Source organism: Affinirhizobium capsici (assembly GCF_977018625.1).
In genome coordinates, this window is the sequence record NZ_CDRNXD010000004.1 from 99684 (window position 1) to 115926 (window position 16243).

Sequence of the window (16243 nt, forward strand, 5' to 3'; positions counted from 1 at the left end):
ACTCTCCCCCAGAGTCTCGTCTTGCTGCCTACAATCACATTCAATCGCAATTGAAAATGCTGGTCTAAGACTTCAAGCGGAAAAAATACGACACGGTATCACCGCCAGGAGAGCAGGCAAAACCATGTGAAGGAAAACGTTCAGAAATGGAACAATTTATCTTTGCAAGTGGTACAACATTAAGAACAATAATGAATGAAGTTTTTAGCGTACTTCAATCGAACGTTGCGTCTTGAGTTTCCGGCGGATAGGTTCGATTCTAAATATGATTAACGATCGTGTTCAATTGTATCGTGTTGATACCGACTTGGTTCCATAAGCGAAGTCGGATAGAAGTGGTTCGACGATCTTCGTCGAAGATATGAGGGGACTGCAAGCGATGATCGCATATTCAAGCGAGATTCGGCACATCGTTCGGGATGTCATGGCAGCACATGAAACGGTTTAACCGCCTTCTGCCGACCGCACCCATTGGGGCTTATCTTATAGCGTTGGCGGTTGTCATCGCACTGCCTCTTATTGCCTTCGTCATTTTCCTAATTCTGCGGTTGGAAGATCAGCAGCGGGAAATCCTGAACGGGGAAACGCAGGATGATGCTCGCGTTATTGCGCGAGCCATTGATCAGGAACTGCGGGACGGTATGACCACGCTTCGCCTGATTGCGACCGCCCCTGAACTGGAAGCCGGGGATCTGGCCAATTTTCATTCACGCACACAGCAAAGCCTGCGTGGCAGCCAGCGCTATGTTTTGATAGCCAACGCAGATGCCCGGCAGGTTTTGAACACGCGTGTCGATTATGGCGTGGCACTGCAACCTTTGTCAGATAAAAATGGACTTCGAACGGTTATTTCGACGCAGCAGGTGACCGTCTCCGATATCTTTTTTGGCAATACAAGCAAGCGCTGGGTTTTCAACGTGCTGATGCCTTTGCCGGAGCGGCTTCGCAAGACAGCGGGCGATGCCCTTATCCTGACCCAGAATGCGGAAGACCTTCAGCGTCTGATTTCCACCGACGTCTTGCCAAAGGGGTGGTCGGTCGCTGTGCTTGACAAGACGGGGCACGTGGTGACCTCCACCAATGCCTGGGCGGGTGAGCCAAGCCCGATACCGCCTGCGACCCTTGCACTGATGACGGGCGCGAGCGGCACGATTGAAGATGTGGGCGGCAGCGAACGCAACATGTATGGCTATGCGCAACTGGCACCCTGGGATTGGAAAGTTATCGTCTGGGGTCCCATCAGTGCTGCCCAGGCGACCATTACGTCCACATGGAGATACTTCGCTGTAGGCAGCATGGCCTTCCTCTCTGTCGGTCTTTTAATGGCCTATCTGCTGGCCAGGCAGTTGCGCACGCCCATCCGCCAGATCGCCGAGATGGCGGATCAGATCGGGCGCGGCAAAATTGTTTCACCGGTTCAAACACGGATCGATGAAGCCAACCAGGTTGCAATCGCACTATCCAATGCATCCTTCGATCGAAGCGAGGCAGAGGACCGCATTCATCTCATCATGCATGAGCTGGTGCATCGAACCAAGAATATCATGACGCTGATCCAGGCGATGATCCGGCAATTGGCCCGCAAGGAAACAGATATCGATTCCTTTCAACGCTCCATTGGCGAACGTTTGCAGGGGCTTGGCAAGTCCATCGAAATGCTGGCCCAGGAGCAGTGGGCGGGTGTTCCCATTGCGCGTGTCATCTCGCTGCATCTGGAGGTCTTTGCCGAGGCACAGAAGCGCGTGGATGTTTCAGGACCCGATTTTGTTTTGCGAGCGGAAGCGGTTCAAAACCTCGGTCTTGTTCTGCATGAGCTGGCGACGAATTCGGTGAAGTACGGCGCTCTGTCCGCTAATGATGGTCGTGTTTCGCTCACATGGAAAGTTGTCGAGGAGATTGGCGAGGAGCCAAATATCCGCATCGAGTGGGCGGAAAGTGGCGGCCCGGAGGTGCACGAACCAACGACGACCGGCTTTGGTACAACCATCATCAAACGTCATGCCGCCGCCGCCTTCAATGGCCAAGTTGAGGTGGATTATTGTGCTGATGGTTTCCGTTGGGCGCTCACAGGCCCGCGACGTCTGTTTGAACGCTGCCCGACAGAAGCGCAAATGGAAGCCGAAGCAAGATTGTGAGCCGGAACGAACGCGCGGATTGGGCGTTTGGCGGGGATGGATGTTACACGCACAATTCCCCTGGAACCGGCGGCTCTGTCAGAGATCGGCCTCATCTATGTCAGCGATGCTGAACCTGGCATCAGCCGTGTGCGCAAAGGGCGCGGCTTTTGCTACCGAATGCCGGATGGGACGCTGGTTTGCGAAGGGCCGATCAAACAGCGCATCCTGTCTCTTGGCCTGCCGCCCGCCTATGAAAAGGTCTGGATCTGCCTTGATGAGCAAGGGCATTTGCAGGCAACCGGCTATGATGCCCGCGGGCGCAAGCAGTATCGCTATCACACAGCCTGGCAAAGCTTTCGCAGTGAGCTGAAATACGACCAGCTTGCCGCTTTCGCAAACGCATTGCCACGCATTCGCCGCAAGGTTCAGCGGGATTTGTTGAATGGCCTGGATAAGCCTGAAGCAGTACTGGCCGCATTGGTTTCATTGCTGGATGTGACGCATCTGCGCGTTGGAAACCGCGCCTATGTCAAGCAGAACAAGACCTATGGCGCGACAACACTTCTCAAGCGCCATATGAGCTTTACTGAGGATGGTGTGCAGCTTCGCTTCACCGCAAAAGGTGGAAAGCGCGTGCGTCACGTCATTCGCCATCCGCGTCTGCAACGGATCTTCGAAGAAATTGCCGATCTGCCCGGGCGGCAGCTGTTTTCCTGGTTGGATGAGGATGGGGTGATGCATCCCGTCGATTCAGGCCGCCTGAACAGCTACCTCGCACAATGTTCAGGCCTGCCGATTTCCGCCAAAACTTTCAGAACCTGGGGAGGCAGTCTTGCCGCCTTCGGCGCAGCGGCGCATGCCTTCAAAAAGGGTGAGAAAATAAGAATGAAGCTTCTGACGCAGGCTGCATCGGAGCGGTTGCAGAATACGCCCGCCGTCTGTCGCAACAGCTATATTCATCCAACCATACTTTCGCTTGTTGATGATGTTTCACCCCTGGAACAGCTATTTTCAGCACCTCTTGCAAAAGAGGCAAAGCTCACTGGTTTGCGGGCTGAAGAGCAATATTTGCGAGCATATCTCGGCCTTGCTCAAGAGTAGTCCGGAACGCTTTGCACGAGAAAAGGCCGCCTGTGAGGGCGGCCTTTTTTTGTTGTCGTATCAAATTGATTAGGCAGCGCGGCGGTCGTGGCGACCTTCCTCGACTTCCTCGACGATCTTGGCCACGAAAGCTTCAAGATCTTCAGGGGAACGCGAGGTAATGATGCCGTTGTCCGTCACCACTTCCTTGTCTTCCCATGTGGCACCAGCGTTTTTCACATCGGTGCGGATGGAGTGGTAGGATGTGGCCTTGCGACCGCGCAGTGCATCCGCTTCCACCAGAAGCCATGGGCCGTGGCAGATCGCAGCGACCGTCTTGCCGCTCTTGATGAAATCGCGAACGACCTGAACAGCCTTTTCTTCCGTACGCAGAATGTCAGGGTTGATCTGGCCGCCCGGAATGACGAGCGCGTCATAATCTTCGTGGCTAACCTGATCGACGGTCAAATCGACAGGAACGGTATCGCCCCAATCCTTCTCGTCCCAGCTTTTGATTTCGCCGGATTTGAGAGATGCGATTTTGACATCGGCGCCATGGCTGCGGAGCTTCTCAAGCGGTACGCGAAGTTCAGAACGCTCATAACCGTCTGTTGCAAGAATAAGAATACGTGCGGATTTGATATCAGGCATGGGTCAATAATCCTTTCGTGCTTTTGAAGGTGATCGGTCGTTAGAAACGGCCGGTCGATAGGTCGCGCCCGTTGATGGAAGCTGGCACGCAGATTTCTTCGCGGGAAGCGCGAGGAAAAGGCAGTGTCACGCTATCGGGTGCGACGACGTGAAGATGCGGGGTGGGGCGAACCTCACTGGCATCGGTATTACTGTGTTCACTCAAAAGGCCTTTCAGCCTCGTCAAAAAACTAGTCATCGGTCTTCTCCCTTCCATGTCGGCGGTGAGGTTCTTGATGCCTCGTGCTGTAAGAACCGATGGAGCAAGAAGACGGTTCCGTTAAAAATCGTCGAAATCTATGGAACCTTTTCTAAGTTCGATGTGTTTCGCGCGAGTGCCGTTGTTCGGAGCCTTGTGCTGCGACGACATGAAAATCTCTCAAAGTCAGGCCAGAGCCCCTCATGAATGACCGATTGGTTGGCCCTTGCCGACTGACACGATCACTGTCACGGATTTTACTGCCGCCTTCGGCATTGCTTCCCTTGGTTCTGGTATTCTTGAGTTCTTGTTCTGGCGTGCAATCCGCACTCGATCCTGCCGGGCGTGAGGCAGAGGCAGTCTCGCTTCTATTCTGGGTCATGGTTGCAGGCGGAGGCATTATTTGGCTCGCCGTGATGGGGGCGCTGATCTATGCAAGCCACCTGAAAAAACGCAGGTATTCCGAGCGTCAGGCGAGTGGCTTGATCCTCTTTGGAGGGGTGGCCTTTCCAGTGACCGTGCTTGCGGCACTGCTTGCCTATGCGGTTTGGCTGATGCCCGCCATGCGGCCATGGTTCGGCGGCGAGGGTGAGGGTTTGCGACGCATTGAGGTGACGGCCGAACAATATTGGTGGCGCGTTCGCTACCTGGATGAGCGCGGCAAGCTGATCCGGGAAAGTGCCAATGAAGTTTACATGCCTGTCGATGAGCGCGTGCTTTTCCTGCTCAAAGCCAAGGATGTCATCCATTCCTTTTGGATACCCTCGATTGGCGGGAAAATGGATGCCATTCCCGGTCGCGTCAATGCGCTGCAACTGGAAGCGACGAAGCCTGGCAGCTATCGCGGCGTGTGTGCAGAGTTTTGTGGCACGGCCCATGCCTTGATGGCCTTTACCGTGGAAGCATTGGAGCCGGATGCATTCAATGAATGGCTGCAAAAAACCTCTGTCGCTTCATCGGATCAGCCAAGGCTGCAGCAGGTTTCGTTGTCAGCTGGCGAAGCATCATTTCTGCGACAGGGTTGCGGGGCGTGCCACGCAATTGACGGAACAGAGGCGCGGGGAACCATTGGTCCGAATCTGACTGGTTTCGGCAGCCGACCCACCATTGGCGCTGGAACTCTGCCAAACACGCGCGAACACCTCATCCGCTTTATTCGAAACCCCGATACGATCAAGCCAGGTGTTCGAATGCCTTCATTTTCCATGCTGCCTGAGAGTGAACTGACGGCCATCGCAGACTACCTGAAAGGATTGGAATGACAGCCAAGCTTGGACCGCTTCTGCCCGCCGAAGAGCGTGAGGCGCAGGAGAAGCGTCTTCGGGACGTATGGAGAACGCCCAGTGGCTGGCGATATTGGACATCTGTCAACAACAGCGAAATTGGCCTTTGGTATGGCTGCGCCGCCTTCATCTTCATGTTGTTTGCAGGCGCCTTGGCGCTTCTCGTTCGCCTGCAATTGGCAGTACCGGAAAATACATTCCTTAGCGCCAATTTTTTCAACCAGGCCTTCACCCTGCACGGCACGGTGATGATGTTCCTTTTCGCGGTGCCGATTTTCGAGGCCGTGGCAATATTTCTGCTCCCATCGATGCTGGGTGCGCGTGAACTGCCCTTCCCAAGGTTGTCTGCTTTTGGCTTCTGGAGCTTTGCAATCGGTGGCGTTTTCGTCTGCGGTTCCATCTTCTTCAATGCAGCGCCCAATAGCGGCTGGTTCATGTATCCGCCGCTCGCCACCGACAAGGAGCAGACCGGCATTGGTGCCGACATATGGTTGCTCGGTCTTTCCTTCATCGAGGTCGCATCCATCGCGGCTGCAGTGGAACTGATTGTTGGCATCATGAAATGCCGTGCTCCGGGAATGCGGGTCAACATGATGCCGCTCTTTGCCTGGTATTTGTTGATCGTAGCGGGCATGATCCTGTTTGCTTTTCCGCCATTGATTGCAGGCGATCTGCTGTTTGAAATGCAGCGCATGTTCGACTGGCCCTTTTTCGATGCCAGTCGCGGCGGCGATCCGCTCTTGTGGCAGCATCTGTTCTGGATATTTGGCCACCCGGAAGTCTACATCATCTTCTTGCCCGCCATCGCCTTAATGGCGATGATCGTGCCGACCTTTTCCCAGCGTCCCATTGTTGGCTATTCGTGGATCGTGTTGGCGGCGGTCGGAACCGGATTCCTGAGCTTCGGGCTGTGGGTGCACCACATGTTCACCACGGGCCTGCCGCAGATTTCGCTCGCCTTCTTTTCGGCAGCATCGGAAGCCGTTGTCATACCCACTGGCGTGCAGATTTTCGTCTTTATCGCCACCATGCTGGCAGGCCGGGTCATCTTCTCGGTGCCCATGCTGTTTGGCGCGGGCGGGCTGGCCATCTTCATTATCGGCGGGTTGACCGGGGTCATGGTTGCCCTTGTGCCCTTTGACTGGCAGGCGCACGATACTTATTTCATCGTGGCGCACCTGCATTATGTGCTGATTGGCGGAATGCTGTTTCCCGTCACCGCTGGCATCTACTACTTCTACCCCTTCTTTAACGGCAAGAAACTCTCCGATAGCCTCGGCAAGATCGCCTTCTGGCTGATGTTCGTCGGCTTCAACGTTGCATTCTTCCCCATGCATTTTGCCGGTCTTCGCGGCATGCCGCGCCGCGTGTTCAGCTATCCGGCCAATATGGGCTGGGATTGGTTCAATCTCATTTCCACCGTGGGTGCCTTCGTCTTTGCGGCGGGGTTCCTCATTGTTGTCTTCGATGTGGTGAGGCCGAAGAAAAAAGTGCCACCCTGCGCTCCAAACCCCTGGAATGCAGGCACGATGGAATGGCTGAACCAGCACGAGGAAAGCTGGGGCATTCGGTCGATCCCGATTATCGAGAGCCGTTATCCGCTATGGGATCAGCCGGACCTGCGCGAGAACATCGAGAAGGGCCGCTATTATCTGCCGGATGCGGAAACCGGCCACCGCGAAACGCTGGTCACCTCTGTTCTCGATGGCAAGCCGCTTCAGGTTCTGCGCGTCGGCGGTTCGTCCTATATCACCATGATCGCAGCTTTGTTGTTGGGCGGCGTCTTCATCGCGCTCACCTTTGAGTGGTGGCTCGTTACCATCCTCTGCGGAATTGGCACACTGGTTGCCATTCTCTATTGGCTTTGGACAGGTACGGCGCAAATCCCGGAAAAGGGAAATCGCGAGGTGGGGCTGGGCGAGAGCTATCCGCTCTATGTTTCCGGTCCGGCATCAGTTGGCTGGTGGGCCATGTTCATCACCATGGTAGGAGATGGAACGGCCTTTGCCAGCCTCGTCTTCGGCTATTTCTTCTACTGGACCATCCATGAGGATTTTACAGCCGGTCTCGGTGGCCCTGGCATGGCCTGGCCCTTGGCGGCCGCAGCGCTGTTTCTTATTGCCTGGCTCTTGATGGTGGGTGCGAGAAGGTTAAACGACCGCGACAGGGTTTTGCCTATGCGCCTTTCACTCGGCTTCTCATTTCTTCTGACGATTGGCGGATTGCTGGCCGGTTTGATGGGGCCTTATACCCATGCCATGGACCCGACCGTGCATGTCTACCCGGCAACTGTATGGATTCTGGCCATCTGGACCTCCGTTCACGCGCTGGTGGCTCTCATCATGCAGGTCTATTGCCTGGCGCGAAGCTTTGCTGGCTACCTGACTTCGGAATATGATCAGGATCTCTGCAATACAGTGCTCTACTGGCATTTCATGGCCTTCACCGCCGTGGTGACCTACCTCACCATCGGCCTCTTCCCGGAACTGAGGTGAGGCCATGAAAAGCGTCATCCCTCGCGAAGTGGAAACCCTCTGGACCCTGTTTACCGCGCCAACCGTGTGGGCGCTCCACTTTCTCATCTGCTACGTGGCCGCGGCGATTTACTGCGCAAAGCCGGGCATCATGGGGTTACAGTTCATCAGCCTGCGCTGGTTACTCGGTGGGCTCACTTTCGCCGCGCTCGCATTTATTGTTTTTGCGGGCTATCTGGCCTGGCGGCAATGGGGTTTTGGTTCCGGCGACCCGCCCCATGATGAACCGACGCGGGATGACCGCAAGCTGTTTCAGGGTTTTGCGACCCTGCTTCTCTGCGGCCTCAGCTTTGTCGCGGTGATCTATACCTCGATCCCGTTGATATTCCTCGCGGAGTGCCAGTCATGAAGTTCAGGCAGATCTGCTTCATCCTTGGACTCCTGGTTCTCGCTTCTGCCTGGATAACGCTGATCCTTGGCAACAAGCAGAGCTTCTCAGTGCACATGATCGTGCATATGGCTGTCGTGGCGGGGGCAGCACCTTTGTTGGCGGCAGGACTGGCAGGCGGGGTTTACGACGTTGTTTCGCGAAGCCGGGTTTTGACGCCGCTCGTTGCATCGATGGTGGAGCTTTTCGTCGTCTGGGGTTGGCATTCGCCAGCGGCGCGTGACCTGGCAGAAGGGTCGGTACTGGTTCGCGGCCTTGAGCAGGTGAGCTTTCTGATGGCAGGCCTTATTCTTTGGCTTTCCTGCCTAAGTGGTTCAGGGGGTGAAAAAGATAGCCGCCGTCTGGCGGGAACACTCGGGCTTCTCTTTACTTCCATGCACATGACCCTGCTCGGCGCACTGTTATCGCTCTCGCCCCGGCCTCTTTACGGAGAAGGGGAGGTAACCTGTTTTGGCGTGCCGCTCACTGCAGGTCAGGATCAACAGGTTGGTGCAGTGGTCATGCTGCTCATCGGGGCAGCCGTTTATCTGGCAGGGGGTGTGACACTGCTTGGCCGTACGCTGAACCGGCCAGACTTGAGACCATCTGGAGAATGACATGCGATTAGGCTGGAAACATCTTGCAATTGCAGCGGTCGCGGCAGTCATCCTGGGCTTCGCGTTTGCCTGGTCGGGTATCATGGGCATTGGTGCTCGGAGCGGCCATTGGGCGGTGACGGATTGGTTTCTCCACTGGACGATGAAAAATTCGGTACGCACAGCCTCCCTCGGTACCGAACCACCACCGCTCGATAACCCTGAAATGCTGAAGCTCGCTGCCGGTCACTATGAGCAGGGCTGCGCTTTTTGCCATGGTTCGCCGGCTGAGGCCCGGTCTCAGGTGGTCTTCAATATGTTGCCGGTTCCGCCGGACCTAAAAGTCAAAGTGCCTGAATGGACGGATGCAGAACTTTTCCATATCGTTCAGGACGGTGTGCGCTTCACCGGTATGCCAGCCTGGCCTTCCGACCATCGGGAAGATGAGGTCTGGGCCATGGTCGCTTTCCTTCGGCAGGTGCCGCGCATGGACGCTGGAAAGTACTGCGAACTGGCGGGGCTTGGCGATGTCTCTTCGCAGCAGAAGGTGGATCTCAACTGTCAGTCCTGTCACGCGGAGGACCGGCTGAACGGGCAAAGCCTTATCCCAAGCCTTGCCGGTCAATCGGAAGCTTATTTGAGGGCAACCCTTCTAGCCTACCTCAAGGGCGAGCGTGCAAGTGGTGTCATGCAGGCGGCGGTGGCTGGCCTGGATGCGAATGATGTCGGCAGACTGGCGCATACCTATGCCACCATGCAGCGTAAGCCGATTGATGCGGGGGGTGTGAACCCGCGTGGCGCGGATGTTCAGGCGGGAAAAGATTTGGCGATGAATGGCCGGGCGCAGGATCGTATTCCTGCCTGCCTGAGTTGCCATGAGAGAAAAGATAGCAACCCGGCCTATCCGAGGCTTTCAGGTCAGAGTGCGCCTTATCTTGCGCAGCAATTGCGGCTGTTCAGGGAAGGCTATCGAGGCGGAACGGCCTTCAGTCACTTGATGATACCAGCGGCCAACAACCTGACGGATAAGGATATCGAGAACCTCTCCGCCTATTTCGCTTCAGAACTGAGATAGCCCGTGAATACGGGCAATCACACTATTTCGAGACCGGCTCAAACCGGGACGATGAACATGTAGCAGACGGCAATTGCAAACACGAAACTCGCCGCTTCAACCCACTCGCGTGTCATGATCAGTCTCCCTTTGCTGTGTGCTGTCAAAACGCTGTGTCGCGTCAAGGGTTCCACACATTCGCCACAGGTGTGAATAATGGGGCGATAATCTGTCGGGAAGATGACGGTCCGTTAACTTTTCGCAGCGTCAGCCCGCGCTTTCGCGGCCTCCAGAATGGAGCGCACTTCGCGGGCTGCTCCGTTTTCAATGGCGATGCCGGCAGAGGGAACAGCACCTGGATCTTCCTCATAATTCTTATAGTTCGCATCTTCGCGAATGCGCTCAATCAAACTGTCCCGCACCGATTGACCCGCCAAAAGAGCGGCCAGACAATCGATCAGTAATTCCCGGTGGGCGTTCACGCGCGCTTCCAGTTCTTCGCGGCTAAGGGCGGTCATAGGCGTTCTCCTCGTTGCACTTATCATCTGGAACTAGCGCGATAGGATACGGGAACAACCCGGCACGGCAGTCAGTTAATCCTCCAAAGAACAAGGAGGAAATACCATGGAAGGGCATGCCACATTGGGTGGATTAGGCCGCGGCGGTGATGTTCGAGACCGTCTTATTCTCGCACTCTATGCGCAGCTGAAGGCCGAACGCGATACGCGAGAAGCGTTGGAATACGTCATTCGCAAAGGCGCAATTTCGCCGGAAGTTCTGCAGGCGATTGCCGAAGATCCCATTCCAGCTGCCGCGGAGGCTGATATCGCCGCTGTTGAAAAGGTTGTGTCCTTTGATCGAGACCGCCGTAAAGCCAAGACTACCGAGGAGCAATTTCCATGAGAATTCTCAGATTTGCTTCCGCAGCATTGTTGGTGCTGTCTTTGTCCGCTTGCGATTCCGACAAGCAGAACTCTCGCAGCGATACTGACCCTGTAACGACAAAGGGTGTCGGAACTGCACCTGCCAGAAGCGACCCTACGGCGGATAGCAGCACGGGCGGCGACAGGCAGAACAAGAACGGTGGCTTTACCCAGTAGATCGTCAATCGCTTATATTCTTCGCAGGTGCGGGAACGAAAAGACATGTCGCGCTTTGATTGCGCACATTCAACACAAGGTGCGGCATGGACAGCAAATCACACAATTTCACCATCGAGTCCGGCACATGGCTGGAACAGGGCGCGACCTTTGACGGCAAAGGCACGAACTTCGCCATATTTTCTGCCCATGCCGAACGCGTGGAACTTTGCCTTTTCGACCCTTCAGGCAAAACGGAAATTGCAAGGCTGACACTGCCGGAAAATACGCATGAAATCTGGCATGGCTATGTGCCGGGCGTAAAACCGGGGCAGCTTTACGGCTATCGCGTTCACGGACCCTACGATCCTGAAAACGGCCACCGCTTCAATCCTAACAAATTGCTGGTCGATCCCTATGCAAAGGAACTGGTCGGGAAATACGACTGGAACGACGCGCATTTTGCCTACGACATCTACCACGATGACAAGGATCTGACATTTGACGAGCGCGACAGTGCGCCGTTCACGCCAAAGTGCCGGGTGATCGACCCGTTTGCCATCGATTGGGGGTCTGATCAGCGTCCGAATGTGCCGTGGCCTTCAACCATCATCTATGAAACCCACGTCAAAGGCTTTACGCAGCTGAACCCCGGTATTCCGCAGGATCTGCGCGGCACGTTCGAAGGCATGGGCCACAAGGCAACGGTCGATTATATCAAGAGCCTTGGCATCACCTCTGTCGAACTCATGCCAGTGCATGAATTCCCGGACGATCAGCACCTTCTGGACAAGGGGTTGCACAATTTCTGGGGTTATAACACCATCGGCTTCTTTGCGCCGGCCTCGCGCTATTACGGGCCAAAGGGTCTGCAAGGCTTCCGCAACATGGTGCGCGCCTTCCACGATGCCAATATCGAAGTCATTCTCGATGTGGTTTACAACCACACGGCAGAAGGCAATGAGCTCGGCCCAACCCTTTCCTTCAAGGGCATCGACAACTTTTCCTATTATCGGACGATGCCGGATAATCACCGCTATTACATCAACGATACGGGCACCGGAAACACGGTCAACACATCGCATCCACGCGTGCTGCAGATGATCATGGATTCGCTGCGCTACTGGGTCGATCACATGCATGTTGATGGTTTCCGCTTCGATCTCGGTACGATTTTGGGCCGCGAACCGGAAGGTTTCGATGAGCGTGGCGGCTTCTTCGATGCCATTACGCAATGCCCGACCCTGTCTCGCGTGAAGCTGATCGGTGAGCCTTGGGATATCGGTCCCGGTGGATACCAGGTCGGCGGTTTTCCTCCCGGCTGGGCAGAGTGGAACGACAAGTACCGCGATACGACTCGCGAGTACTGGAAGGGCGACCAGAACACCGCGCCGGATTTTGCTGCACGCCTTTTGGGCTCAGGTGACCTCTACGACCAGCGCGGGCGCCGTCCCTGGGCTAGTGTCAATTTCCTGGCAGCCCATGATGGCTTCACGCTGAACGACCTCGTTTCTTACAATGAGAAGCACAACGAGGCGAATGGCGAAGACAATAATGACGGCCACAACGATAACCGTAGCTATAATTACGGTGCGGAAGGTCCGACGGAGGATGAGGGTATCAATGCCGTTCGCGAGCGGCAGAAGCGAAACTTCCTCGCCACGCTGCTTCTTTCGCATGGCACGCCCATGTTGCTGGCAGGCGATGAATTTGGCCGCAGCCAGATGGGCAATAATAACGGTTATTGCCAGGACAGTGAAATCTCATGGGTTCAGTGGGAAAATCTCCCTGAATCCAACGAGACTTTGCGCAACTTCACCAAGCAAATCATTGCTCTGCGCGCTAAGCAACCAATTTTCCGCCGCGAAAACTGGCGCGATGGCATGGAGGTAAACTGGTTCAATGCCGGTGGTGGTTATCAGCAGCCTGAGCAATGGTTGGAAGGAACAACACTTGGTCTGCACCTTGGCCGTCGCGACCTGGAAGGCCAATCCGGCATCTGGTCGGATGTGCTGATGCTGTTCAACCCCTTCGAAGGCAATGTGCCGTTCAAGATCCCGCCGCTCAACAAAGGGCGCTGGATACTGGAACTGACGACTGCCGATCCAAGTCTTCGCGGTCAGGAAATCGAGCAGGAAGAAGATTACGAGCTTGAAGGCCGCAGCATGGCAGTGTTCCGCCGCGGCTGATCAGATCACAGATCTGTACAAAAAAACCGCCGCTCCTATTTGGAGCGGCGTTCTGCTTCCAGGCTCTTTTTCAATGCGCTCATAATATCGACGACATTGTTTTCCTTCGCCTTGGCCTTCGGCTTGGCGCGGCTCTTCGTTTTTTTCTTTCGGCTTTCGATGATGGAAACGAGCTTATCCTGCACCGGATCATCCGCCATGGACGGGTCCCACTCTTCTTTCCGCTCGTTGATCAGACGCTTTATAAGGTTCAAATGCCGGGTGTCTGGCTTGCCCGGTGCCGTGCGGTCGAAATAGGCCTCCGCATCTCTTACCTCGTCTCCATAGCGAAGTGTCCAAACCACAATGCCTTTGTCGTCGGGCACGAGCATTACCGCCCGCTCACGGCGGTACATGACAAGCCGGGCAATTCCCACCATGCCCGTTACGCGCATGGCCTCCCGGATGACCGAGAAGGCCTCGTCGCTCACTTTGTCATCCGGTGTCAGATAGTGCGGTCTGTCATACCAGATCCAACCGATGTCCTGGCGCGGAACGAAAGTTTCGATATCGATAGTGCGGGTGCTTTCCAGTCCCACATCGTCCAACTCGTCATCCTCGAACAGGACGTATTCATCTTCTGCGCGCTCAAAGCCTTTGACCTGATCGTCTTCATCGACGGGCTTGCCGCTCACCGCATCCACATATTGCGTGACGATACGATTATGGGTTTTGCTGTTGAGATTGTGGAAACGAACTTTCGCGCTTTCAGATACTGCAGGCGTCATAGCGACGCGGCAGGTGACGAGCGAAAGTTTGAGATATCCCTTCCAGAAGGCGCGAGGTGCCATGATTTCTCTCCAATTCGAGAGAGAAACCGCAAGGCCCTTCACTGGTTCCGTAGGGTACGGGAACCAAGGCCGGGTTGACCCGTTTTCTGTTCAAGCGAAATAGAAAAATACAGGAAAGGGTGGCCATCATGAGCATTGTCGGTACGCAGGTTATCGCAGAAGGCAGCGGAAACGCAGGCTACACGGTCGAATTCATTGAAGACAGCGGGGATGTCGTTTCCGTCAGCCTCCGTTCGAATACGTCTGGTGTGAACAGGACCAATGCAGTTTTGAAGGCCAAGGAATTCTTGAGCCGGATTGTTGAAAGCGATGCACTTCCCGACGAAATGGTGGAGGGAAAAAACCAGGATGGCCGCGCTTCGACAATGGCCTCCGCAGACCGCGTCAGCAGCTCTTCTCAGGAGCAGCAGTTGAACGAAGGTCTGGAAGACACATTCCCGGCCAGTGATCCGGTGTCTGCAACCATCACGTCTATTCCTGGACGCAATAACAACACGAACTAAGTAATCGCGAAGCACGAATGTCACGCCCGAGAGCTAAGTCGCTTTCGGGTGTTTTGCGTTTGCGAGCATCGCTTGACTTTGCCATTCAATCGTCGTTTTCCACTCGTTCAGATGTTCTTAATCAGAATGTACTGAACATGGTGTACCTGTGCTCTTGCTGCGCGGGCGTCAAAGAGGTCGGAATGACAAAGGAAGAGCCCAGGATTGTCGAGGAAACTGGCATCAGCCAGAAGGTTCTGGGCCGCGAGGTGAGCGAAAAAGTCGCTGATCTGCTTTGCGAAATCGAGAAAGAGCCGGTGCCGGACCGGCTCATGTCGCTGGCATTGGAATTGCAAAAAGCGCTAAACGAAAAGCTGAAGTAAGCGTTAGCGGGTTTTTGCCTTGGCAGAGGCAGACAGAACATCGCGTTCGATATAGCCAGCCACGACCTCGCGCGGGCCTTCCGTTTCATATTGCCCACTCTCATCCAAGATCACGCTGTAAAGTTTCTCGCTGCGGAAGGCGCTTGCCATTTCTGTTGAGTTTCCCTCCGCGGGCAGCGCATCGATCTGCGTAAAATCACCTTCAGCTTCACTTGCGACAAGCCTTGCATCACCTGACGTGCGGGCGCGGACATAGATTGTCCCTTGCGGTGGTCGGTCCATCCACTGCGGGTCGTCGTCTGGGGCATTGGGAACAAGGGCGAAAATTTTAAGAGGTTCTGACATGAAATTTCTCCTCACAGGCAGATCAGAAGCTAACCAAGAGAAAGCTTGAAAGTTTCTGTCTCGGTGAAGGAGGAACATTCGCCTGAGCGTCCTGTTGGGATTGGGACAGCACGAAACTTAAAGAAGGAGAATGTCATGCGACATGAACCCAAGGATGGCGGAAAGCCTGGCGAAATTTCTCAGTGGCCACGATGGGAAGGGCCAGCAGAAAACAGACCGAGCGGCTACGTTCAGGGGGAAGCGAATATCTTCGCTGACGATCCCGTCGAAGACAAGAAGCGTACGGCAAACGACTACCCCGTCGATGACTTGGCCGACGAGGAGCAGCGCAAGCAGGATTTGGAAAAGCGCCGCTGATTCCTCACTATCGATCTCAGTGCGCTCGCTTGTTTCGAACCCACTGATGATTCTTTTTCTCCATCAGGAACCCTGCGGCGGGGTCGCTGTTAGAAGGCGGCCTTGAGCCCAAGGACGTTTGAAAAAGATAACAATGGAGAGAAACACATGGCTGCGAAGACCCTCGACGATCTCTTTTACGAGACCTTGAAGGATATCTACTACGCTGAGCGCAAGATTTCTCGGACGCTTCCCAAGATGGCCCGCGGAGCGCAGAACGAAAAGCTGAAGCAGGCCTTCCTTGAGCATAAGGAAGAAACAGACGGGCAGATCGAACGTTTGCAGCAGGTTTTCGAACTCATCGGCAAGCGCGCCCGTGGTAAGACCTGTGATGCCATTGAAGGCATTATTTCCGAAGGCGAAGAAATTCTCGAAGAATTCAAGGGCACGCCCGCACTGGACGCCGGTCTCTTGGCCGCAGCTCAGGCTGTCGAGCATTACGAGATCAGCCGTTACGGCACGTTATGCGCCTGGGCAAAGCAGCTTGGCATGAAGGAAGCTGCAGACCTGCTCTCGCAGACATTGCAGGAAGAAAGTGCAACGGATGAGAAGCTTTCCAAGCTCGCAGAAAGCACACTGAACGCTGCAGCTCAGAAAGCAGCCTAACAAATAGCAAGGG

Annotated in this window: 19 protein-coding genes; 14 read left to right on the forward strand and 5 right to left on the reverse strand. The window is 55.2% G+C overall.

Going from position 1 to position 16243, the window contains the following annotated elements:
* Positions 1 to 434 precede the first annotated feature (434 nt).
* Both AC0JZ1_RS03915 and AC0JZ1_RS03920 read left to right on the forward strand, forming a co-directional pair.
* Complete coding sequence (locus tag AC0JZ1_RS03915; RefSeq protein ID WP_471881129.1) at positions 435 to 2135, forward strand: HWE histidine kinase domain-containing protein; 1701 nt, start codon at positions 435 to 437, stop codon at positions 2133 to 2135.
* A gap of 60 nt (positions 2136 to 2195) precedes the next feature.
* Positions 2196 to 3218 carry a DNA topoisomerase IB gene (locus AC0JZ1_RS03920; RefSeq protein WP_471883346.1) on the forward strand — a complete coding sequence of 341 codons (1023 nt, stop codon included), beginning with the start codon at positions 2196 to 2198 and terminating at the stop codon, positions 3216 to 3218.
* Positions 3219 to 3287: 69 nt separating this feature from the next.
* Here the strand turns inward: AC0JZ1_RS03920 and AC0JZ1_RS03925 are convergent, their stop codons facing one another.
* Positions 3288 to 3848, reverse strand: coding sequence for a type 1 glutamine amidotransferase domain-containing protein (locus AC0JZ1_RS03925; RefSeq protein WP_471881130.1), 561 nt, complete (start codon positions 3846 to 3848; stop codon positions 3288 to 3290).
* A 40-nt stretch (positions 3849 to 3888) separates the two neighbouring features.
* A complete protein-coding gene (locus tag AC0JZ1_RS03930; RefSeq protein WP_471881131.1) occupies positions 3889 to 4086 on the reverse strand; it encodes a hypothetical protein in 198 nt (65 codons plus the stop codon).
* Positions 4087 to 4403: 317 nt separating this feature from the next.
* On the opposite strand from AC0JZ1_RS03930, the gene coxB reads away from it, so the two are divergent.
* From coxB to AC0JZ1_RS03955, 5 genes are read left to right on the forward strand one after another with little or no spacing between them, the layout of a single operon-like run.
* Positions 4404 to 5348, forward strand: coding sequence for a cytochrome c oxidase subunit II (coxB, locus tag AC0JZ1_RS03935; RefSeq protein ID WP_471881132.1), 945 nt, complete (start codon positions 4404 to 4406; stop codon positions 5346 to 5348).
* On the forward strand, positions 5345 to 7864 hold the full coding sequence (gene ctaD, locus AC0JZ1_RS03940) for a cytochrome c oxidase subunit I (RefSeq protein WP_471881133.1): 2520 nt from the start codon (positions 5345 to 5347) through the stop codon (positions 7862 to 7864). The genes coxB and ctaD overlap by 4 nt, the downstream gene beginning before the upstream one ends.
* A gap of 4 nt (positions 7865 to 7868) precedes the next feature.
* Entirely contained in the window at positions 7869 to 8252 is a 384-nt protein-coding gene (locus AC0JZ1_RS03945) for a hypothetical protein (RefSeq protein WP_471881134.1), read from the forward strand.
* Complete coding sequence (locus AC0JZ1_RS03950) at positions 8249 to 8887, forward strand: cytochrome c oxidase assembly protein (protein WP_471881135.1); 639 nt, start codon at positions 8249 to 8251, stop codon at positions 8885 to 8887. The genes AC0JZ1_RS03945 and AC0JZ1_RS03950 overlap by 4 nt, the downstream gene beginning before the upstream one ends.
* Position 8888: 1 nt before the next feature.
* Positions 8889 to 9941, forward strand: coding sequence for a c-type cytochrome (locus tag AC0JZ1_RS03955; protein ID WP_471881136.1), 1053 nt, complete (start codon positions 8889 to 8891; stop codon positions 9939 to 9941).
* Positions 9942 to 10171: 230 nt separating this feature from the next.
* On the opposite strand, the gene AC0JZ1_RS03960 is transcribed toward AC0JZ1_RS03955, so the two are convergent.
* A complete protein-coding gene (locus AC0JZ1_RS03960) occupies positions 10172 to 10438 on the reverse strand; it encodes a hypothetical protein (protein WP_471881137.1) in 267 nt (88 codons plus the stop codon).
* A gap of 106 nt (positions 10439 to 10544) precedes the next feature.
* Here AC0JZ1_RS03960 and AC0JZ1_RS03965 point away from each other — a divergent pair, with 106 nt between their 5' ends.
* The 3 genes from AC0JZ1_RS03965 (at position 10545) to glgX (ending at position 13188) form a co-directional block, all read left to right on the forward strand.
* Positions 10545 to 10823 (forward strand): hypothetical protein, encoded by a 279-nt coding sequence (locus AC0JZ1_RS03965; RefSeq protein WP_471881138.1) that lies wholly within the window; start codon positions 10545 to 10547, stop codon positions 10821 to 10823.
* Complete coding sequence (locus AC0JZ1_RS03970; protein WP_471881139.1) at positions 10820 to 11020, forward strand: hypothetical protein; 201 nt, start codon at positions 10820 to 10822, stop codon at positions 11018 to 11020. Before AC0JZ1_RS03965 ends, AC0JZ1_RS03970 begins: the two co-directional genes overlap by 4 nt.
* Before the next feature lie 86 nt (positions 11021 to 11106).
* Positions 11107 to 13188 (forward strand): glycogen debranching protein GlgX, encoded by a 2082-nt coding sequence (gene glgX / locus AC0JZ1_RS03975; RefSeq protein ID WP_471881140.1) that lies wholly within the window; start codon positions 11107 to 11109, stop codon positions 13186 to 13188.
* 35 nt (positions 13189 to 13223) lie between these two features.
* Here glgX and ku read toward each other — a convergent pair whose 3' ends face one another.
* Complete coding sequence (gene ku, locus AC0JZ1_RS03980) at positions 13224 to 14018, reverse strand: non-homologous end joining protein Ku (protein ID WP_471881141.1); 795 nt, start codon at positions 14016 to 14018, stop codon at positions 13224 to 13226.
* 128 nt (positions 14019 to 14146) lie between these two features.
* Here ku and AC0JZ1_RS03985 point away from each other — a divergent pair, with 128 nt between their 5' ends.
* Both AC0JZ1_RS03985 and AC0JZ1_RS03990 read left to right on the forward strand, forming a co-directional pair.
* A complete protein-coding gene (locus tag AC0JZ1_RS03985; protein WP_471881142.1) occupies positions 14147 to 14521 on the forward strand; it encodes a hypothetical protein in 375 nt (124 codons plus the stop codon).
* Positions 14522 to 14703: 182 nt separating this feature from the next.
* Positions 14704 to 14883, forward strand: coding sequence for a hypothetical protein (locus tag AC0JZ1_RS03990; protein ID WP_471881143.1), 180 nt, complete (start codon positions 14704 to 14706; stop codon positions 14881 to 14883).
* A 3-nt stretch (positions 14884 to 14886) separates the two neighbouring features.
* Here AC0JZ1_RS03990 and AC0JZ1_RS03995 read toward each other — a convergent pair whose 3' ends face one another.
* Complete coding sequence (locus tag AC0JZ1_RS03995; protein ID WP_471881144.1) at positions 14887 to 15228, reverse strand: hypothetical protein; 342 nt, start codon at positions 15226 to 15228, stop codon at positions 14887 to 14889.
* Between the two features lie 135 nt (positions 15229 to 15363).
* Between AC0JZ1_RS03995 and AC0JZ1_RS04000 the strand changes: the two genes are divergently transcribed.
* On the forward strand, positions 15364 to 15585 hold the full coding sequence (locus AC0JZ1_RS04000; RefSeq protein ID WP_471881145.1) for a hypothetical protein: 222 nt from the start codon (positions 15364 to 15366) through the stop codon (positions 15583 to 15585).
* A 147-nt stretch (positions 15586 to 15732) separates the two neighbouring features.
* Positions 15733 to 16230 carry a YciE/YciF ferroxidase family protein gene (locus tag AC0JZ1_RS04005; RefSeq protein ID WP_471881146.1) on the forward strand — a complete coding sequence of 166 codons (498 nt, stop codon included), beginning with the start codon at positions 15733 to 15735 and terminating at the stop codon, positions 16228 to 16230.
* The last annotated feature ends 13 nt before the right edge of the window (positions 16231 to 16243 follow it).

Excerpts from the sequence above, each read along its gene's own strand:
- AC0JZ1_RS03915 (WP_471881129.1), top strand. The coding sequence starts at position 435 with ATGAAACGGTTTAACCGCCTTCTGCCGACCGCACCCATTGGGGCTTAT.
- AC0JZ1_RS03925 (WP_471881130.1), bottom strand. The coding sequence starts at position 3,848 with ATGCCTGATATCAAATCCGCACGTATTCTTATTCTTGCAACAGACGGT.
- AC0JZ1_RS03930 (WP_471881131.1), bottom strand. The coding sequence starts at position 4,086 with ATGACTAGTTTTTTGACGAGGCTGAAAGGCCTTTTGAGTGAACACAGT.
- ctaD (WP_471881133.1), top strand. The coding sequence starts at position 5,345 with ATGACAGCCAAGCTTGGACCGCTTCTGCCCGCCGAAGAGCGTGAGGCG.
- AC0JZ1_RS03945 (WP_471881134.1), top strand. The coding sequence starts at position 7,869 with ATGAAAAGCGTCATCCCTCGCGAAGTGGAAACCCTCTGGACCCTGTTT.
- AC0JZ1_RS03950 (WP_471881135.1), top strand. The coding sequence starts at position 8,249 with ATGAAGTTCAGGCAGATCTGCTTCATCCTTGGACTCCTGGTTCTCGCT.
- AC0JZ1_RS03955 (WP_471881136.1), top strand. The coding sequence starts at position 8,889 with ATGCGATTAGGCTGGAAACATCTTGCAATTGCAGCGGTCGCGGCAGTC.
- AC0JZ1_RS03960 (WP_471881137.1), bottom strand. The coding sequence starts at position 10,438 with ATGACCGCCCTTAGCCGCGAAGAACTGGAAGCGCGCGTGAACGCCCAC.
- AC0JZ1_RS03965 (WP_471881138.1), top strand. The coding sequence starts at position 10,545 with ATGGAAGGGCATGCCACATTGGGTGGATTAGGCCGCGGCGGTGATGTT.
- AC0JZ1_RS03970 (WP_471881139.1), top strand. The coding sequence starts at position 10,820 with ATGAGAATTCTCAGATTTGCTTCCGCAGCATTGTTGGTGCTGTCTTTG.
- glgX (WP_471881140.1), top strand. The coding sequence starts at position 11,107 with ATGGACAGCAAATCACACAATTTCACCATCGAGTCCGGCACATGGCTG.
- ku (WP_471881141.1), bottom strand. The coding sequence starts at position 14,018 with ATGGCACCTCGCGCCTTCTGGAAGGGATATCTCAAACTTTCGCTCGTC.
- AC0JZ1_RS03985 (WP_471881142.1), top strand. The coding sequence starts at position 14,147 with ATGAGCATTGTCGGTACGCAGGTTATCGCAGAAGGCAGCGGAAACGCA.
- AC0JZ1_RS03990 (WP_471881143.1), top strand. The coding sequence starts at position 14,704 with ATGACAAAGGAAGAGCCCAGGATTGTCGAGGAAACTGGCATCAGCCAG.
- AC0JZ1_RS03995 (WP_471881144.1), bottom strand. The coding sequence starts at position 15,228 with ATGTCAGAACCTCTTAAAATTTTCGCCCTTGTTCCCAATGCCCCAGAC.
- AC0JZ1_RS04000 (WP_471881145.1), top strand. The coding sequence starts at position 15,364 with ATGCGACATGAACCCAAGGATGGCGGAAAGCCTGGCGAAATTTCTCAG.
- AC0JZ1_RS04005 (WP_471881146.1), top strand. The coding sequence starts at position 15,733 with ATGGCTGCGAAGACCCTCGACGATCTCTTTTACGAGACCTTGAAGGAT.